Genomic DNA, 20,120 nt, shown 5'->3' on the forward strand with positions numbered 1-20,120 from the left:
GGATGGGTCGCCGCAGCGCCGGGCTCGCCGCACTCGTGGCGGTCGTCGCCGTGGCGGCGGCCGTCCTCGCGGCGGGGCTTCGCCCGAGCGCGTCCCCGTCGCTGCTGGCCGACCCGGACGCGCCGACCGTCCGCCAGACGCCGGCGCAGGAGAAGGCCTTCGGCGGCGAGCCCATCGTCGTCGTCGCCAAGGGCGACCTGGCGACGCGGACGCTCGCGCCCCAGCAGCTGCTCAAGCTCGTCGACCTCGAGGGCAAGATGGCCCGCGAGCAGGGCGTGCGCGCCGTCTACGGGCCGGCGACGTTCCTCAACTCGGCGCTCGTGCAGATGGAGCAGGTCATCGAGCGCGAGCTGGGGCCGGTGGCGAAGGTCGCCGACCGCCAGGCCCGCGCCGCGGTGGCCGAGGCGCGGCGCGACGGCGCCTCGACCGCGGAGGCCAACCGCCGCGGCGAGGAGGCGCGTGCACAGGCGCTGGGCCCGAAGCTGCGCCAGTACTCGGACATCCTCGTGCGCCTGGGCAGCGTCGGCATCCCGTCGCTGGCCAACCGCTCCTTCGTCCTGTCGGTCGTCTTCGGCGCGTCGCAGGAGCCCAAGCCCCGCTTTCGCTGGCTCTTCCCGGATCGCGAGCACGCGCTCGTGCTCGTGCGGCCCGACACCGACCTCAGCGACGAGCAGCTGCGCGCGCTGGGCGACCGGCTGGGCGACCTCGCCGCGAAGGCCGGCATGCAGGACGTCCAGCTGTCCGTCGCCGGCGTCCCGCTCACCGTGGCGGCCACGGCCGACTCGTTCACGCGCGACCTGCTGCGGCTCTCGCCGCTGGTGGTCCTCCTGCTCGCGGCCGCGCTCCTGCTCGGCCTGCGCCACGGCAAGCGCCGGCTGCGCCTCCTGGGCCTCGCGGGCGGGTCGGTCCTCGCCACCGCGGCCGCCTCGCGCCTGCTCGGCCTCGGCCTGACGCCGGCGACCGTCGCCGCGCTCCCCGTCGTCCTCGGCCTCGCCGTCGACTACGCGGTGCAGCTGCAGAGCCGCTACTGGCACGAGCGGCGCGCGGGCGCGGCGCCGGTCCCCGCCGCGGGCCGTGCGCGCGCGGCGCTGCTGCCGGTCCTGGGGCTGGCGGGCGCGGCGATGGCGTGCGGCTTCCTCGCGCTGTGCATCTCGCCCATCCCGCTCATCGACCGCCTCGGCATCACCCTCGCCGTCGGGACCGGGCTGGCGGTCGCGGTGGTCCTGGGCCTCGGGCCGTCGGTCATCGCCTGGCGCGACACGGGCGGCGCCGCGCCGCCCGAGCTGCCCTTCGGCCAAGGGGGCCGCAGCCTCGCCCGCCCGGCCGTCCTCGCGCCGCTGGCCGTCCTGGCGGTCGTCGGGCTCGCGGTCGCCCACGGCACGAAGGTCCAGAGCGACCTCACCGCCCTGGCCCCGGACGACCTGCCCGAGCTCGAGCGCCTGCAGGGCGTCGAGCGCGAGCTGGGCACGAGCGGCACCCTGCGCCTGGCGGTCACGGCCAAGGACGTCCTGGACCCGGACGTCATCACGTGGATGCGCGACGCCGGCGAACGGGTGCTCGCGGGCGAGCAGCGGCTGCGCCCCGGCCCGAACGTCGGCGAGCTGCTGGCGGGCTCGGGCCCGGCGCCGACCGCCGACGAGGCGGCGGGCCTGCTGCGCGTCGTGCCGCGCTACTTCCTCGACGCGGTGGTCACGCGCGACCGCACGCGGGCCGAGCTGCAGTTCGGCGTCCCGGTGGTGCCGGTGCCCGAGCAGGGCGAGATCCTCCAGCACGCCCTCGACGACCTCAAGCCGCTGCCGCCGGGGGTCGAGGTCGCGCCGGCCGGCCTCGTCGCCCGCGCCGTGCAGAGCGTCGACGACCTCGAGGCCGCGCGGCCCACGCTCCTGCTCATCGCGCTGCTGGCCGTGGCGGCCCTGCTGCTGGCGGTGCGCCGCAGCCTGCGCCGCGCGCTCGTGCCGCTCGTGCCGACCGTCCTGGCCGCGGGCGTCAGCGCGCTGGTCCTGCGCGTGTCGGGCATCGAGCTGTCCCCGCTGGGCGCGGCCCTGGAACCGCTCGTGCTCGCCGTGGGGGTGGAGTTCGGCGTCCTGCTCGAGGCGCGCTACCAGGAGGCCCGCACGGCCGGCTTCTCGACGGGCCGCGCCCGCGAGATCGCGGTCGAGCGCGTCGGCGCGGCCGTCTGGGTCTCGGCGATCGCCGCGGCCGCGGGCTTCGGCGTCCTGCTCGCCAGCGACCTCGGGCTGCTGCGCCAGTTCGGCGTGCTCGTCGCGATCGAGGTCCTGCTCTGCGCCGCGCTGGCCGTGCGGCTGGTGCCCGACCTCGCCGCGGCGCTGGACGAACGCGCCATGCGCCGGGCCCGCGCCCACCGGCCCACGTCGGCCCCTCGACGTGAGAGGGTCACCGCGGAGATGGCCGGATGACCGCCGACGTCGGAGCCGAGCGACGCCCCAACCGCATCGCCGGGATCGCCGCGCTCGTCGCGGTCATCGCCTCGTTCGCCGGGCTGCTCGTGGTGCTGAGCACCACGACGGGCACGGGCACCGACGACGCGGCGCGGCGCTCGCTGCTCGAGGCCGACGAGTCGGGCGGCGCGCTCTGGGGCGCGACGGCACTGCGCGTGGTCTCGCTCCTGCTCCTCGTCGTCGCCGCCTGGCAGCTGGTGCGGCTCGTGGCGGCACGGGTCGCCGTGCAGCCGGCGCTGCGCTGGCTGTGCGTCGTGGTGCCGCTCCTCATGGCCGTGGGTGCCGTCCTCAGCCAGCTCTCGCTGCTCGATGCCGCGGACACGTTCGTCTCGGGCGGGCCGCGGACCGACGCGCGCGCCGACGACCTGCTCAACGAGGGCGGTCTGCAGCGCCTGAGCGCGGTCGCGGGCATCATCTTCGCCGTGGCGTTCGCCGGCTGGCTGGCGTGGCTCTCGCTCGCGGCCACCAGCGCGGGCCTGCTGACGCAGACGCTGGGCTACTGGGGCGTCGGCGCCGGCGTGGCGATGCTGCTCGTGCCGATCGCGGGCCAGGGGCTGTTCCTCGGCTGGCTGGGCTCGGTGGCGCTGCTCCTGCTGGGCTGGTGGCCCGGTGGCATCGGGCCGGCGTGGACGTCGGGCACCGCGGAGCCGTGGCAGCCCGGCCTGAGCGGCCGCCGCCCGCGCGAGGGCGCGACATGACGACGGTCCCGCCCACCCACGCGCCGCCGCCCCCGGCGCCGCCCGCCGAGCCGCCGTCCTTCGACGTCGACCAGGGGCCGATGCGCTCCGAGCTCCTGCGCCAGATCGCCCAGCTCGAGGCCGACCACGCCGTCCTGCTCGCCCGCCGGCGCGACTGGTCGATGCGCCGCGTGACGGCGCGCCGCGGCCCGGCGCTGCTGGACACCGCCGCGCTCGAGCAGGTCCGCGACGAGCTGCTGACCGCCATCCACGACCTGCACCATGGGCAAGCGCGCCCGTAGGCAGCGCGACCCCGAGGAGCTGCGGGCCGCCCGCGCCGCGCGGGTCGCGGCGCAGCCCGCGGGCCCGGCACGCACCTCGCGGTTGGACAACACGCGCCTGGGCCAGCGCGCGGCCGGCCGCCCGAAGGCGCCCTGGCACCCGATCCCGGTCTCCGAGATCGCCATCGCCGGCGGCCTGCTGCTGTTCATCCTCGGCTTCGCCCAGGGCGGCACCGACCAGGGCGGGACCTGGTTGGGCGCCGGCACCCTGCTGGCCACCGCCGGCGTCATCGAGCTGTGCGCCCGCGAGCACTTCACGGGCTACCGGTCGCACGTCCTGCTCCTGGCGTTCCTGCCGGTCGTCGCGATGCACACGACGATCGCGCTGTGGATCGACGACGACTTCCGCGGCCCGCAGTCGGTGCTGGTGGACGCCGCCGTCTTCGGCGTGCTCGCGCTGCTCCTGCTCGACCGCTACCGCAAGGCGGCCAAGCGCCGGCAGGGCACGACGTCGTGAGCGGCCCGCTGCTGCCGTTCTGCGAGCTCGAGCTGACCCACGCCATCGGCGTGGGCGAGGGCCGCTACCTGCTCGGCGCGGAGGAGGACGGCCCGGCCGACGTCCTGCAGCTGCGCGTCGTCGGCGCCCCCGCGCCGCGGGAGGGCCGCGTGCTGCGCCGCAACCGGCCCGTCGAGGACGGCGACGGTCCCCGCGAGCTGCCGGTCCTGCGGATCATGTGGATCGGCGCGAGCCAGCCCATGGCCAGCAAGCGCGACGCCGAGGACCGCCTCGAGCGCCTGCGTCGCGAGGAGGACGAGCGCGAGGAGCTCGTCGCCGCCGTCCTCGAGGTCGTCAACCTCGCCGTGCGCGCCCACCGGGCCGCCGCCCGCGACCCGTACACCGCCGAGCTCACCCGGGAGGACCCGCGCGAGCTGCGCCTGGGCTACGGCAGCGCGTCGGAGCTCGCCAACGGCCGCTGGAGCGCCGCCTTCCGCCCGCCGCCGCCGCGCTCGCCGCGCGTCTCGCGCGCGGAGCGCCTTGGCCCGACCGACGTCGTCGTCGCCGCGCTGCGCGGTCGCCTCGGGCTGCTCGAGGCCGAGGAGCTCGCCCTGCGCGCGCTGGCCGACGTCGAGCAGGACCGGCCGCGCGCCGCGGCGCTCGAGCTGCGCTCCTGCGTCGAGCTGCTCGCCGCGGAGCTGCGCGAGGCCGCCGGCGCGCGCGAGGAGGTGGCCGGCTGGGCGGAGACGGTCGCCGGGCTCGTGCCCCGTGCCCAGGTCCTCGCGACGCGCGCGCTCGAGGGCCGGCCCGCGGCGGACGCGGCCGACGAGGTGCTCGCGATCCTCGACAGCGTCGAGCACGTGCTGGGCGCCTGGCGCGCTCCCGCTGCCCAGAGCGCCGCTGCCGTCGCACCGACGGCGCCTCCTGGGTAACGTCCTCCACGAGGAGAGGAGGACTGACCCGTGACCACGGGGCTTGCATCGACGTCGCCGGACACCCGCATGCGCCGGGCGATCCAGGGCGTCGCAGAGGACCTGATGCCGTCGCTGGACGAGGCGGCGGTCGCGATGGCCGTCGCCATCCACGACGGCATCGACGAGCTCGGCGGGGAGCTGCACGCCGAGACCGTGCACAGCTGCCGCGCCAACATCGGCCTGGTCTGCATGCTCATGCTCGAGGGTGCCGACCCGCGCGGGGCGACGCCCCCGCACGAGGCGATCCACTACGCGCGCGAGTTCGTGCGTCGCGGGCTGCCGATCGAGGCGCTCATGCGCGCCTACCGCATCGGCCACCAGGTCTTCTGGCAGCGCTTCCTCGACGCGCTCGGCACGCGCTTCGCCTCGCACGACGAGCTCGCCGAGGCCGTCGCCTTCTGCTCGGACTGGACCTTCGCCTACGTCGACACGGTCTCGGCGGTCATCAGCGCCGCCTACGTCGAGGAGCGCGAGCGCTGGGCACGCTCGGCCGCGGCGATGCGCGCCGACGAGGTGCGCGCGGTGCTCGACGGCCGCCAGAATGACGAGGCGGAGGCCTCGCGCCGGCTGCGCTACGAGCTGGGCCGACGCCACGTCGGGCTCGTCGTCTGGGGCGAGGCGCCCGACGACCCCGACGCGACGATGGTGGTCTTCGAGCGCGTGGCCCAGGAGGTCGCGCGCGTCGCCGGCGGGACGGACACGCTGTTCGTCCCGCTGGGCTCCAACGTCCTGGGCGCGTGGATCGGCCTGCGGGAGGACCCCGACCTGACGGCGGTCGCGCAGCTGCGCCCGGTCGCCGCGGGCGGCGCCAAGGTCCGCGTGGCGGTGGGCGAGCCGTCGGCGGGCCTCGAGGGCTTCCGGCGCACGCACCAGGAGGCCCAGCGGGCGCGCGACGTCGCGACGCTCCTGCGCCGCCAGCCCGGCGGGTGCGTGCGCTTCTCGGACGTCGCGCTCAACGCGCTGCTCAGCGCCGACCTCGACGAGGCGCGGCGCTTCGTGGCGCGCGAGCTCGGCGACCTGGCGGCGGAGACCGACGCGAGTCGCCGCCTGGCCGCGACGCTCAAGGTCTTCCTGGAGGAGGGCGCGAGCTTCGTGCGCGCGGCGCGCCGGCTCGGCGTCCACGAGAACACGATCGCCTACCGCGTCAAGCGAGCGGGCGAGCTCCTCGGCCACGGGCTGGAGGAGCGCCAGCTGGAGGTCCGGGTGGCCCTCCAGCTGGCGGACGTCCTGCGCCGCGCGGGCGACGAGTCCTAGAGCAGCGAGGCGGTCAGGCCGCCGTCGAGCACGAAGGCGCTGCCGGTGCAGAACGCCGAGCGGTCCGACGCGAGGAAGACCGCCAGTGCGGCGACCTCCTCGGGCGTGCCGTAGCGGCCCTGCTTCTGCTCGATGACCGCGTCGAAGTCGTCGAGCTCGAGGCCCTCCTCGAACTGGGACTTGCGGTCCTTGACCAGGTCCGTGTCGATGAAGCCCGGGCAGATCGCGTTGGCGCGGACGCCGAGGTCGCGCAGCTCGACCGCGGTCGTCTTGGTCAGGTTGATCGCGCCCGCCTTGGCAGCCGCGTAGCTCGAGATGAGCGGCGAGCCGGCGAAGCCGGTGACGCTGGCGATCGTCACGAGCGAGCCGCCGCCGTTGCCGGCCATCTGCAGGCCCGCGTGGCGCAGCGTCGAGAAGACGCCGTCGAGGTTGACGGACGTCACCGCACGCCAGTCCTCGTAGGAGCTCTCGACGACCGGCTTGACGATGCCGACGCCGGCGTTGGCGACGGCGACGTCGAGCTTGCCGTGCTGCTCGACGGCGGTCTTGACGAGGGCGGCGACCTGCGCGTCCTCGCGGACGTCGCAGGCGACGGCGGTGCCGCCGACGTCGGAGGCGACGCGCTGGGCGCTGGCCTCGTCGAGGTCGGAGACGACGACCGTCGCGCCCTCCTTGGCGAAGCGCCGCGCGATGGCCTCGCCGATGCCCTTGCCGGCGCCGGTGATGACCGCGACGCGCCCGTCCAGCCGGCCGCTCACAGGAGGCTCCCGGTCAGGCCGCCGTCCAGGACGTAGTGGGCCCCGGTCGTCCAGGCCGCCTCGTCGGAGGCGAGGAACGCCACGACCTCGGCGACCTCCTCGACGGTCCCCATGCGGCCCTGCTTGATCTTCGCCACGTCGGCGAAGTCCAGCCCGGTGACCGCCGCGACCTTCGGGGCGAGGCGCTCGACCATGACCGTGTCGACGAAGGCGGGGCAGACCGCGTTGACGCGGACGCCGTGGGCCTTGAGCTCGGTGGCGTAGGTCTCGGTCATCCGCAGCACCGCGGCCTTCGTGCCGCAGTAGGCACCCAGCAGCGGCGCGCCGCCGAGGCCGGCGACGGAGGACATGTTCACGATGTTGCCCTTCGAGGCCAGCAGCGCCGGGAGCGCGGCCTGCGTGCAGCGCTGCACGCCGACGACGTTGATGTCGAAGATCAGCGTGAACTGCTCCTCGCTGGTCTCGTGCAGCGGCGCGCCGATCTCGATGCCGGCGTTGTTGACGAGGATGTCGAGCTGCCCGAAGGCCTCGGTGGTCGCGTTCATCGCGGCCTGCACCTCGCTCATCGAGCGCACGTCGCACCCGAGGCCGAGGTGCTGGTCGCCCAGCTCGGCCGCGGCCGCCTTGGCGCCCTCCTCGTTGACGTCCGACAGCGCGACGCGCGCGCCTGAGGCGGCCAACCGCTTGGCGACCGCCAGTCCGATGCCTCTCGCGGCACCGGTCACGTGGGCACAGCGGCCCGTCAGGTCCTCGTCCATGCCTGCGACGCTAGGCGCGGCGCTGCGCGCGACGCTTGGGGGGCGGCCACGACGCGCCGTGGCCGGTCTGTCGGCTCCTGCCAAGCCGCCCAGCCCACCTGGCGCGGGCCCGTGGATAGGGTCGCCAGCCATGTCCCTGGGTCTCCCGCCCGCCCTCGTCCGCGAGCAGATGCGCCTCGCCGCGAAGTGGATGTTCTCGCCTACCGCGACGTGGCAGCAGTCGCGCAAGCGCCTGGACCTCCTGACGCGCTTCCCGCCCCCGCCGCCGGGCACCGACGTCGCGCCGTCGACCGTCGGCGGCGTGCCGGTCGAGTGGGTGACGCCCAAGGGCGGTGGCGGCGCGCGGCGCGTGCTCCTGTACCTCCACGGCGGCGGCTACGCCGTCGGGAGCGCGAGGTCGATGCGCCGTCCCGTCGCGCTGACCGCCGGCGCGATGGGCGCGCGGGCCTGCGTCGTCGACTACCGCCTCGCGCCCGAGCACCCGCACCCGGCCGCGCTCGAGGACGCGCGCGCCGTGTGGGACGCGCTGCTGGCCGACGGCGCCGACCCCAAGGCGATCGCGGTCGCCGGCGACTCCGCGGGCGCGAACCTCTCGCTCGTCCTCGCCCTGTCGCTGCGCGAGGCCGGCCAGCCGCTGCCCGGCGCCCTCGGCCTCATCTGCCCGTGGCTCGACCTCACGCAGGAGTGGGTCGCGACGCGCTCGGACGCCCCGCGCGAGCCGATCCTGACCCCGGACCTCATCCGCCGCTTCACCGAGGCGACGTGCGCCGGCGGCGCCGACCCGGCCGACCCTCTCGTCTCCCCGCTGCGCGCCGACCTCGCCGGCCTCCCGCCGATGGTCGTCCACTCCGGCGCCGACGACCTCCTGGTCAACGACGCCGCCGAGCTCGAGCGCCGCGCCCGCACCGCCGGGGTGCACGTCGAGCACCGCCGCTACGACGGCCTCTGGCACGACTTCCAGCTCTCCTCCGCGTTCCTCTCGGGCGCTGGGCGTGACGCGTCGGCGGCGATGGGGCGGATGCTGGCGCGGCACCTGGCCTAGGGGGGCGCGCTCCCGGCTGGAGCTCCGCCCCGGGCGGTCGCTGGGCGCGGACGCCCTCGCGTCTCGCGGCGGGGAGGAGTCGGGCGGGCCACGCACGAGGGAGTGGAAGGGCGGGCCGGCGCCGGCCCCGCAGGACGTTCGGGGCCATCCGTTGGCGGATTCTCCGTCTCGGGAGCGGAGAATCCGCCACTCGATGCCGGGAGGGCGCTGGAGGACCGTGACCCTGGAGTTGACCGCGTATGAGGCGGTCAACTCCAGGGTCACGGTCGAGTGCCCCGGAAGGCCAGGGTCAGCGCCGGCGGCTCCGGACCTTCCACTCCTCGGTGCCGGACGGCGACCGCCGCGTCCCCCTCACACGATGGGACCTCCCGGTCGCCTGGAGTGCCGCTCGAGGCGGACGCTGGGTCCTGGCGGTGGTCGTCTCGCACCGAGGGAGAGGAAGGGCGGCCGGCGCCGGGCCCGCAGGACGCTCGGGCCATCCGTTGGCGGATTCTCCGTCTCGGAAGCGGAGAATCCGCCACTCGATGCCGGGAGGGCGCTGGAGGACCGTGACCCTGTCGAGCGGATCTCACCCACCCCCCAACAACCGGCCACACGCCGTTCACAGAACGGCTACGTTCCTGCACGCATGTCCAGGGTCTCCGCCGCCGTCCTGGGGGCGATCGCGTCGCTGTGCGCGCTCGCCGTCCCGGCCACCGCCTCCGCCGCCGACGGGCGCTACGACGTCACCGTCGCGCGCTCGCAGTACGGCATCCCGCACATCAAGGCCAAGGACCTGGCCAGCGGCGCGTACGGCTACGCGAGGGCGATCGCGCAGGACAACGTCTGCACGCTCGCCGAGGTCTACGTCACGGTCAACGCGCAGCGCTCGCGGTGGTTCGGCCCGAACGGCAGCTACGAGATCCGCGGCAACGGCTCGCGCGCGAACAACCTCAACTCGGACTTCTTCTACCAGCGCATCAACGACGAGCGGCGCATCGAGCGCCTGCTCGACGTGGCGCCGCCGGTCGGCCCGCGCGCGGAGCTCAAGCAGGGCGTGAAGGGCTTCGTCGCGGGCTGGAACGACTGGCTGGAGGAGGTCGGCGGGCGCGACGGCATCCCGGACCCGACGTGCCGCGGTGAGGCCTGGGTGCGGCCCATCACCGAGATGGACGTCTGGCGGCGCTTCTACCAGCTGTCGCTGCTGGCCTCGTCGGGCGTCGCCATCGACGGCATCGCCGGCGCCAGGCCACTGGTCGGCGGCACGGAGGCCGACGCCCTGAAGGCGGCCCGCGCGCTCAAGCCGGGCGAGCTCGACGAGCGCCTCGGCGGCCTGGGCTCCAACGCCTACGGCCTGGGCAAGGACGCGACGGCCAGCGGCCACGGCATCGTCTACGGCAACCCCCACTTCCCGTGGCAGGGCCCCGAGCGCTTCTACCAGGCGCACCTCACGATCCCCGGCAAGATGGACGTGATGGGCGGCTCGCTGCTGGGCGTCCCGCTCATCAACATCGGCTTCACCCACGGCGTCGCCTGGAGCCACACCGTGTCGACCGCGCGGCGCTTCATCCCCTACGAGCTGCGCCTCGTCCCGGGCAGTGCGACGTCCTACGTCGTCGACGGCCAGGTCAAGCGGATGAAGGCCCGCCGCGTGACCGTCGAGGCCAAGCGCGGCGGCACCGTCCAGAAGGTCTCGCGCACCCTGTACAGCGACGCGGAGGGCCGCCCGGTCCTGACGTCGATCCTCGGCCTGCCGGTGTTCCCGTGGACGCCCGAGCGGGCGTACGTCCTCGAGGACGCCAACGACGACAACTTCGGGCGCCTGCTCAACCACTTCTACGAGATCAACCAGGCCCAGTCGGTCGACGACGTCGAGGCGGTGCTCGAGAAGTACCAGGGCATCCCGTGGGTCAACACGATCGCCGCCGACACCGCTGGCAACGCCTACTACGCGGACATCGGCTCGATCCCCAACATCCCCGAGAGCAAGCGCCAGGCGTGCCAGACCGTCCTCGGCGTCGTGACCCAGGTGCTCCAGCGCCTCATCGTCCTCGACGGCTCGCGCTCGTCGTGCCTGCCGGGCACCGACAGCGACGCGATCGTCCCGGGCATCCTCGGCCGGTCGAAGATGCCGTCGCTGCGCCGCAGCGACCACGTGTCGAACATGAACGACTCGTACTGGCTGACCAACCCCGATCAGCCGCTCGAGGGCTTCCCGCTGGTCATCGGCGACGAGCGCACCGCGCGCAGCCTGCGCACCCGGGTGGGCATCCGCCAGATCCAGGACCGGCTCGCCGGCCGCGACGGCCTGCCCGGCAACCGCTTCGACGTGGACGACGTCCGCGCCATCGGCATGGGCAACCGCGTCTTCGGCGGCGAGGTGTGGCGCGACGACCTCGTCCGGCTCTGCCGCACGCTGCCGCTGGCCGTGTCCCTCGCCGGCCCGGTCGACGTCTCCAAGGCCTGCGACGTCCTGGCCAGGTGGGACCTCCAGGAGGACCTCGACTCCCGCGGCGCGCTGCTGTTCCGGCGCTTCGTCACGCGCCTCACCGGCCTGCTGCCGATCCCGCTCCCCTACCCGGCCGGCCCGTTCGCCGAGCCGTTCGACGCGCAGGACCCCGTCGGGACGCCCAAGGGCCTGAGCACGCTCAACCCGCTGACGATGGACGCCCTGGGCCAGGCCGTGAAGGACCTCCAGGGGGCGGGTCTCGCGCTCGACGCGCCGCTGCGCGACGGCGCCGCCGTCACCCGGCGCGGCGAGCGCATCCCCATCCCGGGCGGACCCGGCGGCGGCGGCCAGTTCAACGTCATCACGCCCCGCTGGAACGCCAAGCGCGGCTACGTCGACGTCGACCACGGCTCGAGCTACGTCCAGGCCGTCGAGCTGACGCCCGGCTGCCCGAAGGCCCACACGATCCTCACCTACGGCGAGTCGACCAACCCCGCCTCGGAGCACTCGAGCGACCAGACCAAGCTCTTCTCCGAGGGCAAGTGGGTCACGCCGCCCTTCTGCGCGAAGGACCTCAAGGCCGACCGGTCGCTGGTGACGACGCACGTCGTGCGTCGGGCGGCCGGCGACCCGCTCGGGACCGTCGCCTTCACCGAAGCGCGCGGCAACGCCCGCCCGCGGCTGGTGCTCCAGCTCAAGCGCGCCGCCCGCGTCGTCGTGTCCGTCAAGCAGGGCACGAAGGTCGTCCGGCGCATCGTGCGCACGAAGCTCCCCGCCGGCGAGCGCGTGCTCAAGCCCCGTCTGCGCACCGGGGCGCAGACGGTGACGATCACGACGAAGGCGGGCCGCCGGTCGGCGCAGGTGCGCCTGAGGGTGCAGCAGCCGCGGTGACCGTGACGGCGTGCGGGATCTCGATCCCCGCGCCGTCGAAGGCCAGCTTGACCTGCTCGCGCAGGATCCGGCTGATGCGGTACTGCTCGGACGGCGTCGTCTTGACCACCATGCGCAGGACGACGCCGCTCGGGGAGAAGCGCTCGACGCCCCACACCTCGGGCTCCTCGAGCACGGCGTGGTCCTCCGCGGCGACGGCGTGGGCGACGTCCTTGAGGACCCGCTGCGCCTCGGCCAGGTCGGTGCCGTAGGCGACCTCGACGTCGAGCAGCGCCCGCGACCAGTGCTGGCTCTTGTTGCCCACGCGGCGGATCTCGCCGTTGGGCACGTGCCAGACCGTCCCGTCGACGGACCGCAGCCGCGTCGTGCGCAGGCTGACGGCCTCGACGGTGCCCGAGGTCTCGCCGTCGAGGTCGACGATGTCGCCGACGCCGAACTGGTCCTCGATGAGGATGAAGATCCCCGAGAGGAAGTCCTTGACCAGCGACTGCGAGCCGAAGCCCAGCGCCACGCCGAGGATCCCGGCGCCGGCGATGAGCGGCCCGAGCTCGATGCCGATCTCGCCCAGCGCCATGAACGCCGCCACGGCGAAGATCACGAAGGTGATGAGCGAGCGCAGGACGCTGGCCAGCGCCTCGATGCGCTGCTCGGCGCGCAGGCTGTGCTCCGTCGTCTCGAGCAGCGCGTCGGGCGTCGCCCGGCGCACGGCGCCCAGCCGCTCCTGGACCGTGCCCGACTGCAGCGTCCGCAGCGCCCGCTTGACCCCGCGCCGCGCCAGCCGGTTCACGACGACCGCGATGACGAGGACGAGGAGGATCGACAGCGGCTTGCCGATGAGGAAGTCGGCCGCCTCCGCCCACGTGCGATCGCCCGTCCAGTCGAGGACCTGGCGGCAGAACCACCCGGGGTCCTCGCCGCAGACGGAGCGCGCGCGTGCGTCGGAGACCGCGGCGATGACCAGTCCCGCGTCCATCGCCCGACCGTAGCGAGCGCGCCGTCAGGAGGTCGTCCAGCCCTCGTCGAAGGCCTCGAGGACCAGCGCCAGCCAGTCCTCGGTCGCCTCGAGGCGGGCCAGCAGCGCGACGGCCTGGGCGAAGGCACGGCCCGCCCACAGGTCCGCGGGGTCCGGGCGGGCGACCTGGGCGAGCGCGAACAGGTCGCCGACCCGCCGCAGCGCGGCCTCCGACACGCGTCGCACGGCAGCGGCGTCGAGCGTCGCCGGGCCCTCGAGGAGGTCGCCCGCGACGTCGCGCAGCAGTGCGTGGGCGCGCTCGGCGTCCTCCGCGTCCAGGACCCCGGTGCGGGCGACCGCGGCGCCGAACGCCGCGGCGTCGTCGGCGCGCAGGGCGGCGACGGCGTCCCGGCAGGCGTCCAGGCGCTGGGCGTCGACCTCGCGAGCCGCGCCGACGCGGCGGACGACCACCTCGTCGCCGTCGACCACGACCTCGTCGGCGCGCAGGTCGGCGAGGACGACCCCGAGCTCGCGGGGCGCGCCGGCGGCGAGGCGGACGATCGCGCGGGCGACCGCGCCCGGGTCCTCGGGGGCGGCGTCGAGCAGCGTCGGGCCGTCGATGCGCTCCGCGACGGCGACGTCGTGGGCGCAGAGGTCGGTGACGGGTGGCGCGACGCGGATCCCGAGGCCGGCGCGGCGCAGCGCGCGGGCGGCACGGCGCTGGGCGCCCGCCTCGTGCTCGAGGTCGAGCTCGTCGAGCGCGCGCTCGCGGACCTCCCGCAGCACGGCGCCGGCGTCCAGCCGCGGCAGGACCGCGCCGAGTGGGCCCGCGATCAGGTCCAGCAGCGCGAGGTCGCTGCGCACGAGCTGCGCGAGGCCCGGACGCAGGACGGTGATCGCCACCTGGGTGCCGTCGTGCTCGCCGTGGTGGACCTGGCCGTGGGGCAGCACCTGGGCGGGCGCCTCGTCGAAGGCGTCGAGCACCTTGCCCGGCCGGTCGCCCCACGCCTTCTTCAGCGCGCTGTCCACGTCGCGCTCGGCGATGGGCTGGGCGCTGCGGCGGTGCGCGGCCTCGAGCTCTGCGGCCACGCCGGCCTGCACCTCGGACGGCAGCGCCGCCGGGTCGACCACACCGTGCAGGCGGCCGAGCGCGACCTGCGCGGCGGACGAGCGCCGGGCCAGCGCGGTGCCGGCCTCGAGCAGCCGTTGGAGGGCGGGCGGGACGTCGGGACGCGCCATGTGGCGCTGCAGGCTACGACCGGCGGTCGAGCCGGGTCCCGACGGCCGGTACATGGTGAGCCGACGTCCGAGTGCCGATCCTGCTGGACATGGACGACGTGCGACTGGTGGACGGCGACGAGCGCGCGCTCGACGCCCGCGTGGCGAAGGTCGTCGCGGCACTCGGCGCGGGCTGCGCGGTCTCGCGCTTCACGTACTGGTACACCGGCCGCCCGCCGGTGCACGAGGCGGTCGTGCAGCTGCCGCGGACGCCGTAGCCCGACGGCTCACGAGCGCAGCGCCTCCGTCGGGCTCATCCGGGCGGCGCGCAGCGCCGGCAGCAGCCCGGCGACGCCGCCCGCGGCGAGTGCGGCGCCGACGCCGCCCGCCAGGGCCATGGGCGGGACGACGACCTCCCACGCCTGGGACAGCGCCCAGCCCGTGGTCACCGCGGCGCCGAGCGCCGCGCCCGCCAGTCCGCCGAGGCCGGCGAGCAGCAGGGCCTCGCAGAGGAACTGCGCGCCCACGTCGCGCCGCCGTGCGCCGAGCGCCCGGCGCAGGCCGATCTCCGAGCGGCGCTCGAGCACGGCGATCACCATGACGTTGGCGATGCCGACGCCGCCGACGAGCAGGGCGATCGCGCCGAGGCCGAGGAAGAGCGAGGTGAACGCCCCCTCGGCCGCGACCTTGGCCTCCAGCGCGTCGGACGGGCGGCTCACGTCGACCTCCTCCGGAGCCTGCGGCGACGCGGTCGCCGCGAGCAGCTCGCGCGCGTCGCCGACCTGCTCCTCCCGGGCGCGGACGTAGAGCTTGGACGCGCTGCGTCCCGTCCCGAACGCCGCCGCGGCGGCCGCATGGTCAAGGAGCGCTGAACGGTCGACCTCCGGCGCGAGCGGCAGCGGCTCGAGGATCCCGGCGACGGCCATGGACCGGCCGCCGACGTCGACCAGGACGCTGCCGTCGGCCTTCGTGACGCCCAGGCGACGGGCGGCGACGGCGCCGAGGACCACGACGGGCCGGCCGGCGAGGCCACCCCCGACGAAGCGGCCCGCGGCCAGCCCGCCGTCGAGCACCTCGAGCAGCTGGGGGTCCGCGGCGCGGACGCCGATGCCGCCGGTCTCCTCGGGCGGGATGCGGCGCGAGCGGCGCACCGTCACGCCGATGTCGGTCGTCGAGGCGGCGGAGGCGACCGACGGCATGCCGCGCACCGCGGCGACCGCCGTGTCCGGCAGCGACGCGTCCTCGCCGAAGAAGTCCTGCCCCGGCGCCGCGGTGAGCAGCTCGGTGCCCAGGCGGTCGAGCTGGGCGACGAGGTCGGCCCGGCTCGAGTCCGAGATCCCGAGGACGGCGACCATCGACGCGATGCCGATGGCGATGCCCAGCGCGCTGAGCACGGCGCGCAGGCGGCGGGTGCGCAGCCCGGTGGCGCCGACGCGCAGGAGGTCGCGCGCGCTCATCCCACCAGCCGCCCGTCGCGCAGCGTCACGCGGCGGCCGAGCGCGCCGGCGACCTCGTGGTCGTGGGTGATCACCGCGATGGTCGTGCCCTGCTCGTGCAGGGCCCGCAGGAGCGCGACGACCTCGGCGCTGCGGGCGCTGTCGAGGTTGCCGGTCGGCTCGTCGGCGAGCACGATCGCCGGCTGGCCGACCAGCGCGCGGGCGATCGCCACGCGCTGGCGCTCGCCCCCGCTGAGCTGCGCCGGCGCGTGGTCCAGGCGGTGGGCGAGGCCGACGCGCTCGAGCGCCGCCCGCGCCCGTGCCCGCCGCTCGGCCGCGGGCACGCCGGCGTAGAGCAGCCCCTCGGCGACGTTGTCCACCGCGCTCATCCCCTCCAGCAGGAAGAACTGCTGGAAGACGAAGCCGATCCGCCGGGCGCGCAGCGCCGCGAGCTGCGCGTCGTCCAGCGCCGAGGCGTCCTGGCCGGCGACGAGGACCGTGCCCGACGTCGGCCGGTCGAGGGTCCCCATCACGTGCAGGAGCGTCGACTTGCCCGACCCCGATGGCCCGACCACCGCGAGCAGCTCGCCCGGCTCGACGACGAGCGACACGCCCGCCAGCGCCGTGACGCCGCCCGGGTAGCGCTTGGCGACGTCGCGCAGCTCGAGGACCGGCGGCGCACCGCTCACGCCTCGGGCACCTGGACGCGGTCGCCCTCGCGCAGGGCGCCCTGCACCTCGACGAGCCCGTCGGCGGTCAGACCGGGCTCGACGCGCACGACGCTCGTCGCGCCCGAGGCCCCGATCCGCTGGACGCCGAAGCCGCCGCCGCGCAGCGCGGTGAGCGCGGTGACCGGCACGGCGAGGACGTCGGTCCGGCGCTCGCGCGCGAGCTCGACGGACACCGGCGCCTGGTCCAGGCGGCCCCCGCGGTCCTTGCCGGTGAGGCGGATGGTGACCTCGACGGTCGGGCCGCTGTCGTCGGTGGGGTCCTCGCCGCCGCCGGACGTCGCGACCGTGCCCACGCGGGCGACGCGCCCCGGGGCGAGCGTGCCGTCGGGCAGCTCGACGTCGGCCCGTGCACCCTCGCGGGCGACGGCCTGGTCGGCCGCGTCGAGGTCGATGGTGACCACCCGGTGCAGCGTCGTGGTCGTGAGGGCCGGGCCGCCGCCCAGGGGCGCGCCGAGCTGCGCCTTGCGCTCGCTGACCCTCCGGGCGCCCGGCAGGAAGACGATCCGGCCGAGCTCCACCCGGCCCGTGTCGTCCAGGCCGCGGTCGCGCTGCCAGGCACGGACGGCGGCGGCGGTCGCCGAGGTGAACTCGTCGTCGACCGTGCCCGGGTCGTGGCCGAGCGCGCGCAGGCCGCGCTCGAGCTGGTGCACGTCCTCGCCCTCGTCGCCCGACGCCAGGGCGCGCCAGGCGGGCACCGCGCCGTCGAAGAGCACCACCGGCGCGTCGTCGACCTCGAGCAGCCGCTGGCCGGGGCGGACCGTGGCGCCCTCGGCGGGCAGCCAGGTCACGGTGCCCTGCACCCGCGCGATGACCGGGCGCTCGTCGCTGAAGCCGAGCGTCCCGTCGGCCGTCAGGCGCTCGGTGAGCGTCGTGCGCTGCACCCGCGCCGTGGCCGCGGTGCCGCCGCCGTCCTGGGCCAGGGCGCTCGACCCGCCGCCGCCGCTCGTGACGAGGACGGCGGCCACGGACGTGGCCGCGAGCACGCCGAGCCCGGCCCCCACCACCCGCCGGCTCACCGGCCCTCCTCCCGCGCGCCGGGCGGGCGGGGCATGAGGTCCTCGCAGGCCTCCTGGGCGCGCTGGAAGGCCGGGCTGTCGAGACTCGGCAGCCGGCCCCGGCCCTCGCGGCGGCGGATGAGCACGCCGCCCTCGCCGGCCACCTGCGGGTCGGGCACGTCCACCCCGTGCTGGCGCATGCAGCGGGCGAACGCGAGCGCCTGGTCCTGGAACTCCTCGCGCTGCTCGGGCGTCAGCTCGGGCGGGCCGCCGCCGGTCTTCTCGCGGCACGTCGTCATCGCCCGGTCGAGGCTGCGCGGCGTCTGGCCGCCCTTGCCGGCACGCATGCGGATGCGCGTCGGGCCGCCGCCGCTGCTCGACGGGTCGCGCACGTCGATCCCGTGCTCGCGCAGGCAGCGCGTGAAGGCCAGTTGGCGGTCCTCGGCGGACGTCGTGGTCGTCGCGGCCGATCCGCCGTCGGCGTCGTCGCCACAGCCGGCGGCGCCGACCGCGCCCAGCGCGCCGGCGAGGAGGACCAGGGAGAGGGCTCGTGATGCCATGGCGCCATCTCCTCGCGCCAGCCTGAGAGCCGGCTGAACGCCGGCTAGGAGGCGGGGAGGAGCGGCGCGACCGCGGTGGGGGCGAGGTCGAGCTCGAGCTGGGCGCCGCCGCCGTCCGCGGCGACGGCGCGCGCCCGGCCCCCATGGGCCTCGGCGACCTGCCGGACGATCGCCAGGCCGAGGCCGGAGCCGGGGAGCCCGCGAGCGCCGGGGGCACGGTGGAAGCGGTCGAAGACGCGGGGCAGCTCGTCGGGCGGGATGCCGGGACCGTGGTCGCGCACGACGACCCGCGGGCCGTCGACGGCGACCTCCACCGGCCCGCCGGCGCCGCCGTGGCGCACGGCGTTGTCCAGGAGGTTCGAGACCGCGCGGTGCAGCTGGGCGCGGGCGCCGCGCACGACGACCTCGTCGGGCGCGTCGAGCACGAAGCGACAGCCCGGGGCGTGCAGCCGCGCGCGCTCGACGGCCTCCGCGACGAGGAGGTCGAGCCGCACCTCCTCGGCGGCCTCGGGTGCCGGGGCGCCCTCGTCCCGGGCGAGGTCCACGAGGTCGCCGACGAGCACGGTGAGCTCCTCGAGCTGCGCACGCGCCGCCGCGACGACCTGCTCGCGCTCGGCCGCCGGCAGGTCGGGCGCGCGGGCGAGGACCTCGACGTTCGCGCGGATGCTCGTGAGCGGCGTGCGCAGCTCGTGCGAGGCGTCGGCCACGAGCTGGCGCTGCGCGTCGCGCGAGCGCTGCAGGGCGCCCAGCAGCCCGTTGAACGCCCCCCCGAGGCGCGCGACCTCGTCGACGCCGCCGTCGGGCAGGCGCCGGCGCAGGTCCTCGGTCTGCGCGACCTCCTCGGCCGCGTCGGTCAGCGCCGTCACGGGCGCGAGCGCGGCGCGCGACACCGCGCGGCCCAGCGCGACCGCGAGGCCGACGCCGCCGGCGACGACGCCGAGCAGGATCCACCGCAGCCGCGCGAGCGACTCGTCGACCTCGGTCAGCGGGCGCAGCACCTGCAGCGCGCCGCCCGCGGGCCCCATCGTGGTGAGGACGCGCACCCGCGTGCCGTCGACGGTGCGGTCCGAGAAGTACGGCTCGCGCTCGCCGCGCGCGACCTCGAGCGCGCGCTCGTCCGGCGCGAGCACGGCGCCCGCCTCGCCCGCCACGACGTCGCCCGAGGGCCGCAGCGCCTGGACCACGCCGGTCGGCCCGCCCAGCGGGTCGGCGGGCACCGCGAGCCCCCGCATCGTCTGCAGCCGCAGCAGCCGCCGGCGCACCGCGGTCGGGGGCGGCGGGGCGCCGTCGAGCGGGCGCACCTGCGGCACGAGCGCGCGCAGCGCGTCGTCGACCTGGCCGCGCAGCTCGGCGCGGGTCGTGACGTAGACGACGGCGGCCGCGACGACCACGGCGAGCGCGACGGCCCCCGTCGCCGCGAGCACGAGGCGCTGGCGCAGGGTCATGTCGCCGCCTTGAGCACGTAGCCGACGCCCCGGACCGTGTGGATCAGCCGCGGCTCGCCGGCCGCCTCCGTCTTGCGCCGCAGGTAGCCCACGTAGACCTCGAGCGAGTTCGACGTCGGCCCGAAGTCGTAGCCCCACACGCGCTCGAAGATCTGGTCGCGGGTGAGCACCTGGCGTGGGTGGCGCAGCAGCAGCTCGAGCAGGAGGAACTCCGTCCGCGTGAGCTCGACGAAGCGCTCGCCGCGGCGGCACTCGTGCGCGAGCGGGTCGAGCTCGAGGTCGGCGAAGCGCAGCACCTCGCGCCCCGCGTCCCACGACGAGCGGCGCACGAGCGCGCGCAGCCGCGCCAGCAGCTCCTCCAGCGCGAAGGGCTTGGGCAGGTAGTCGTCGGCGCCGGCGTCCAGGCCGGCGACGCGATCGCCGAGGCCGTCGCGCGCGGTGAGCATGAGCACCGGGGTGTGGTCGCCGACGTCGCGCATGCGCCGGCACACCTCGAGGCCGTCGATGCCGGGCATGAGGACGTCGAGCAGGACCGCGTCGGGCCGGACCACCGGCAGGCGCCGGATCGCCTCGCGGCCGTCGCCGGCCAGCGCCACCTCGAAGCCCTCGAGGCGCAGCACCCGCTCCACCGCCTCGCGCACCGCCGGCTCGTCGTCGACCACGAGGACCTTCATGTGCGGGCGATCCTCCCTGGCGAACATGAGAGTCCGATGAAGTGCGTCCAGCGGGAGCTTGGCGCGTCGGCGCGCCGGGCAGCCGTGGGCG

19 protein-coding genes are annotated in these 20,120 nt (G+C 76.1%); 9 read left to right on the forward strand and 10 right to left on the reverse strand.

Annotated features, from left to right (window positions below):
• Positions 1-2 precede the first annotated feature (2 nt).
• From JUB12_RS16405 to JUB12_RS16430, 6 genes are read left to right on the forward strand one after another with little or no spacing between them, the layout of a single operon-like run.
• Positions 3-2,417, forward strand: a complete 2,415-nt coding sequence (locus JUB12_RS16405; protein ID WP_205696489.1) for an MMPL family transporter — start codon at positions 3-5, stop codon at positions 2,415-2,417.
• Positions 2,414-3,157 carry a hypothetical protein gene (locus JUB12_RS16410; protein ID WP_205696490.1) on the forward strand — a complete coding sequence of 248 codons (744 nt, stop codon included), beginning with the start codon at positions 2,414-2,416 and terminating at the stop codon, positions 3,155-3,157. Before JUB12_RS16405 ends, JUB12_RS16410 begins: the two co-directional genes overlap by 4 nt.
• Positions 3,154-3,438: a hypothetical protein gene (locus JUB12_RS16415; protein WP_205696491.1), complete on the forward strand. Its 285-nt coding sequence runs from the start codon at positions 3,154-3,156 to the stop codon at positions 3,436-3,438. Before JUB12_RS16410 ends, JUB12_RS16415 begins: the two co-directional genes overlap by 4 nt.
• Complete coding sequence (locus JUB12_RS16420) at positions 3,419-3,934, forward strand: hypothetical protein (RefSeq protein ID WP_205696492.1); 516 nt, start codon at positions 3,419-3,421, stop codon at positions 3,932-3,934. Before JUB12_RS16415 ends, JUB12_RS16420 begins: the two co-directional genes overlap by 20 nt.
• Entirely contained in the window at positions 3,931-4,845 is a 915-nt protein-coding gene (locus tag JUB12_RS16425) for a hypothetical protein (RefSeq protein ID WP_205696493.1), read from the forward strand. Before JUB12_RS16420 ends, JUB12_RS16425 begins: the two co-directional genes overlap by 4 nt.
• Positions 4,846-4,875: 30 nt before the next feature.
• A complete protein-coding gene (locus JUB12_RS16430) occupies positions 4,876-6,141 on the forward strand; it encodes a CdaR family transcriptional regulator (protein ID WP_205696494.1) in 1,266 nt (421 codons plus the stop codon).
• Here JUB12_RS16430 and JUB12_RS16435 read toward each other — a convergent pair.
• On the reverse strand, positions 6,138-6,899 hold the full coding sequence (locus JUB12_RS16435) for an SDR family NAD(P)-dependent oxidoreductase (RefSeq protein ID WP_205696495.1): 762 nt from the start codon (positions 6,897-6,899) through the stop codon (positions 6,138-6,140). The genes JUB12_RS16430 and JUB12_RS16435 overlap by 4 nt on opposite strands.
• Positions 6,896-7,657 (reverse strand): SDR family NAD(P)-dependent oxidoreductase, encoded by a 762-nt coding sequence (locus JUB12_RS16440; protein ID WP_205696496.1) that lies wholly within the window; start codon positions 7,655-7,657, stop codon positions 6,896-6,898. Before JUB12_RS16440 ends, JUB12_RS16435 begins: the two co-directional genes overlap by 4 nt.
• 130 nt (positions 7,658-7,787) lie before the next feature.
• On the opposite strand from JUB12_RS16440, the gene JUB12_RS16445 reads away from it, so the two are divergent.
• Both JUB12_RS16445 and JUB12_RS16450 read left to right on the forward strand, forming a co-directional pair.
• Entirely contained in the window at positions 7,788-8,699 is a 912-nt protein-coding gene (locus tag JUB12_RS16445; protein ID WP_205696497.1) for an alpha/beta hydrolase, read from the forward strand.
• A 628-nt stretch (positions 8,700-9,327) separates the two neighbouring features.
• The gene (locus JUB12_RS16450) at positions 9,328-12,018 is read left to right on the forward strand and encodes a penicillin acylase family protein (RefSeq protein ID WP_205696498.1); all 2,691 of its coding nucleotides are present in this window, start codon (positions 9,328-9,330) and stop codon (positions 12,016-12,018) included.
• Here the strand turns inward: JUB12_RS16450 and JUB12_RS16455 are convergent.
• On the reverse strand, positions 11,957-12,991 hold the full coding sequence (locus JUB12_RS16455; protein WP_205696499.1) for a mechanosensitive ion channel family protein: 1,035 nt from the start codon (positions 12,989-12,991) through the stop codon (positions 11,957-11,959). The two genes, JUB12_RS16450 and JUB12_RS16455, sit on opposite strands and share 62 nt — an antisense overlap.
• Before the next feature lie 24 nt (positions 12,992-13,015).
• Positions 13,016-14,209 (reverse strand): AarF/UbiB family protein, encoded by a 1,194-nt coding sequence (locus tag JUB12_RS16460; protein WP_205696500.1) that lies wholly within the window; start codon positions 14,207-14,209, stop codon positions 13,016-13,018.
• 89 nt (positions 14,210-14,298) lie between these two features.
• Here JUB12_RS16460 and JUB12_RS16465 point away from each other — a divergent pair, with 89 nt between their 5' ends.
• On the forward strand, positions 14,299-14,466 hold the full coding sequence (locus JUB12_RS16465) for a hypothetical protein (protein WP_205696501.1): 168 nt from the start codon (positions 14,299-14,301) through the stop codon (positions 14,464-14,466).
• A 9-nt stretch (positions 14,467-14,475) separates the two neighbouring features.
• Here JUB12_RS16465 and JUB12_RS16470 read toward each other — a convergent pair whose 3' ends face one another.
• Genes JUB12_RS16470 through JUB12_RS16495 form a run of 6 tightly spaced genes read right to left on the reverse strand, consistent with a single transcriptional unit; the run spans position 14,476 to position 20,029 of the window.
• On the reverse strand, positions 14,476-15,645 hold the full coding sequence (locus JUB12_RS16470) for an ABC transporter permease (protein WP_205696502.1): 1,170 nt from the start codon (positions 15,643-15,645) through the stop codon (positions 14,476-14,478).
• Positions 15,642-16,313: an ABC transporter ATP-binding protein gene (locus JUB12_RS16475; protein ID WP_205696503.1), complete on the reverse strand. Its 672-nt coding sequence runs from the start codon at positions 16,311-16,313 to the stop codon at positions 15,642-15,644. The genes JUB12_RS16470 and JUB12_RS16475 overlap by 4 nt, the downstream gene beginning before the upstream one ends.
• Positions 16,310-17,371, reverse strand: a complete 1,062-nt coding sequence (locus JUB12_RS16480) for an efflux RND transporter periplasmic adaptor subunit (protein ID WP_205696504.1) — start codon at positions 17,369-17,371, stop codon at positions 16,310-16,312. The genes JUB12_RS16475 and JUB12_RS16480 overlap by 4 nt, the downstream gene beginning before the upstream one ends.
• Positions 17,368-17,910, reverse strand: a complete 543-nt coding sequence (locus JUB12_RS16485) for a hypothetical protein (RefSeq protein WP_205696505.1) — start codon at positions 17,908-17,910, stop codon at positions 17,368-17,370. The genes JUB12_RS16480 and JUB12_RS16485 overlap by 4 nt, the downstream gene beginning before the upstream one ends.
• A gap of 44 nt (positions 17,911-17,954) precedes the next feature.
• Positions 17,955-19,355: a HAMP domain-containing sensor histidine kinase gene (locus JUB12_RS16490; RefSeq protein ID WP_205696506.1), complete on the reverse strand. Its 1,401-nt coding sequence runs from the start codon at positions 19,353-19,355 to the stop codon at positions 17,955-17,957.
• A complete protein-coding gene (locus tag JUB12_RS16495) occupies positions 19,352-20,029 on the reverse strand; it encodes a response regulator transcription factor (protein WP_241004298.1) in 678 nt (225 codons plus the stop codon). The genes JUB12_RS16490 and JUB12_RS16495 overlap by 4 nt, the downstream gene beginning before the upstream one ends.
• Positions 20,030-20,120: the final 91 nt, after the last annotated feature.

The sequence above is a fragment of the Conexibacter sp. SYSU D00693 genome (genome assembly GCF_017084525.1).
In the GTDB taxonomy this organism is placed as follows: domain Bacteria; phylum Actinomycetota; class Thermoleophilia; order Solirubrobacterales; family Solirubrobacteraceae; genus Baekduia.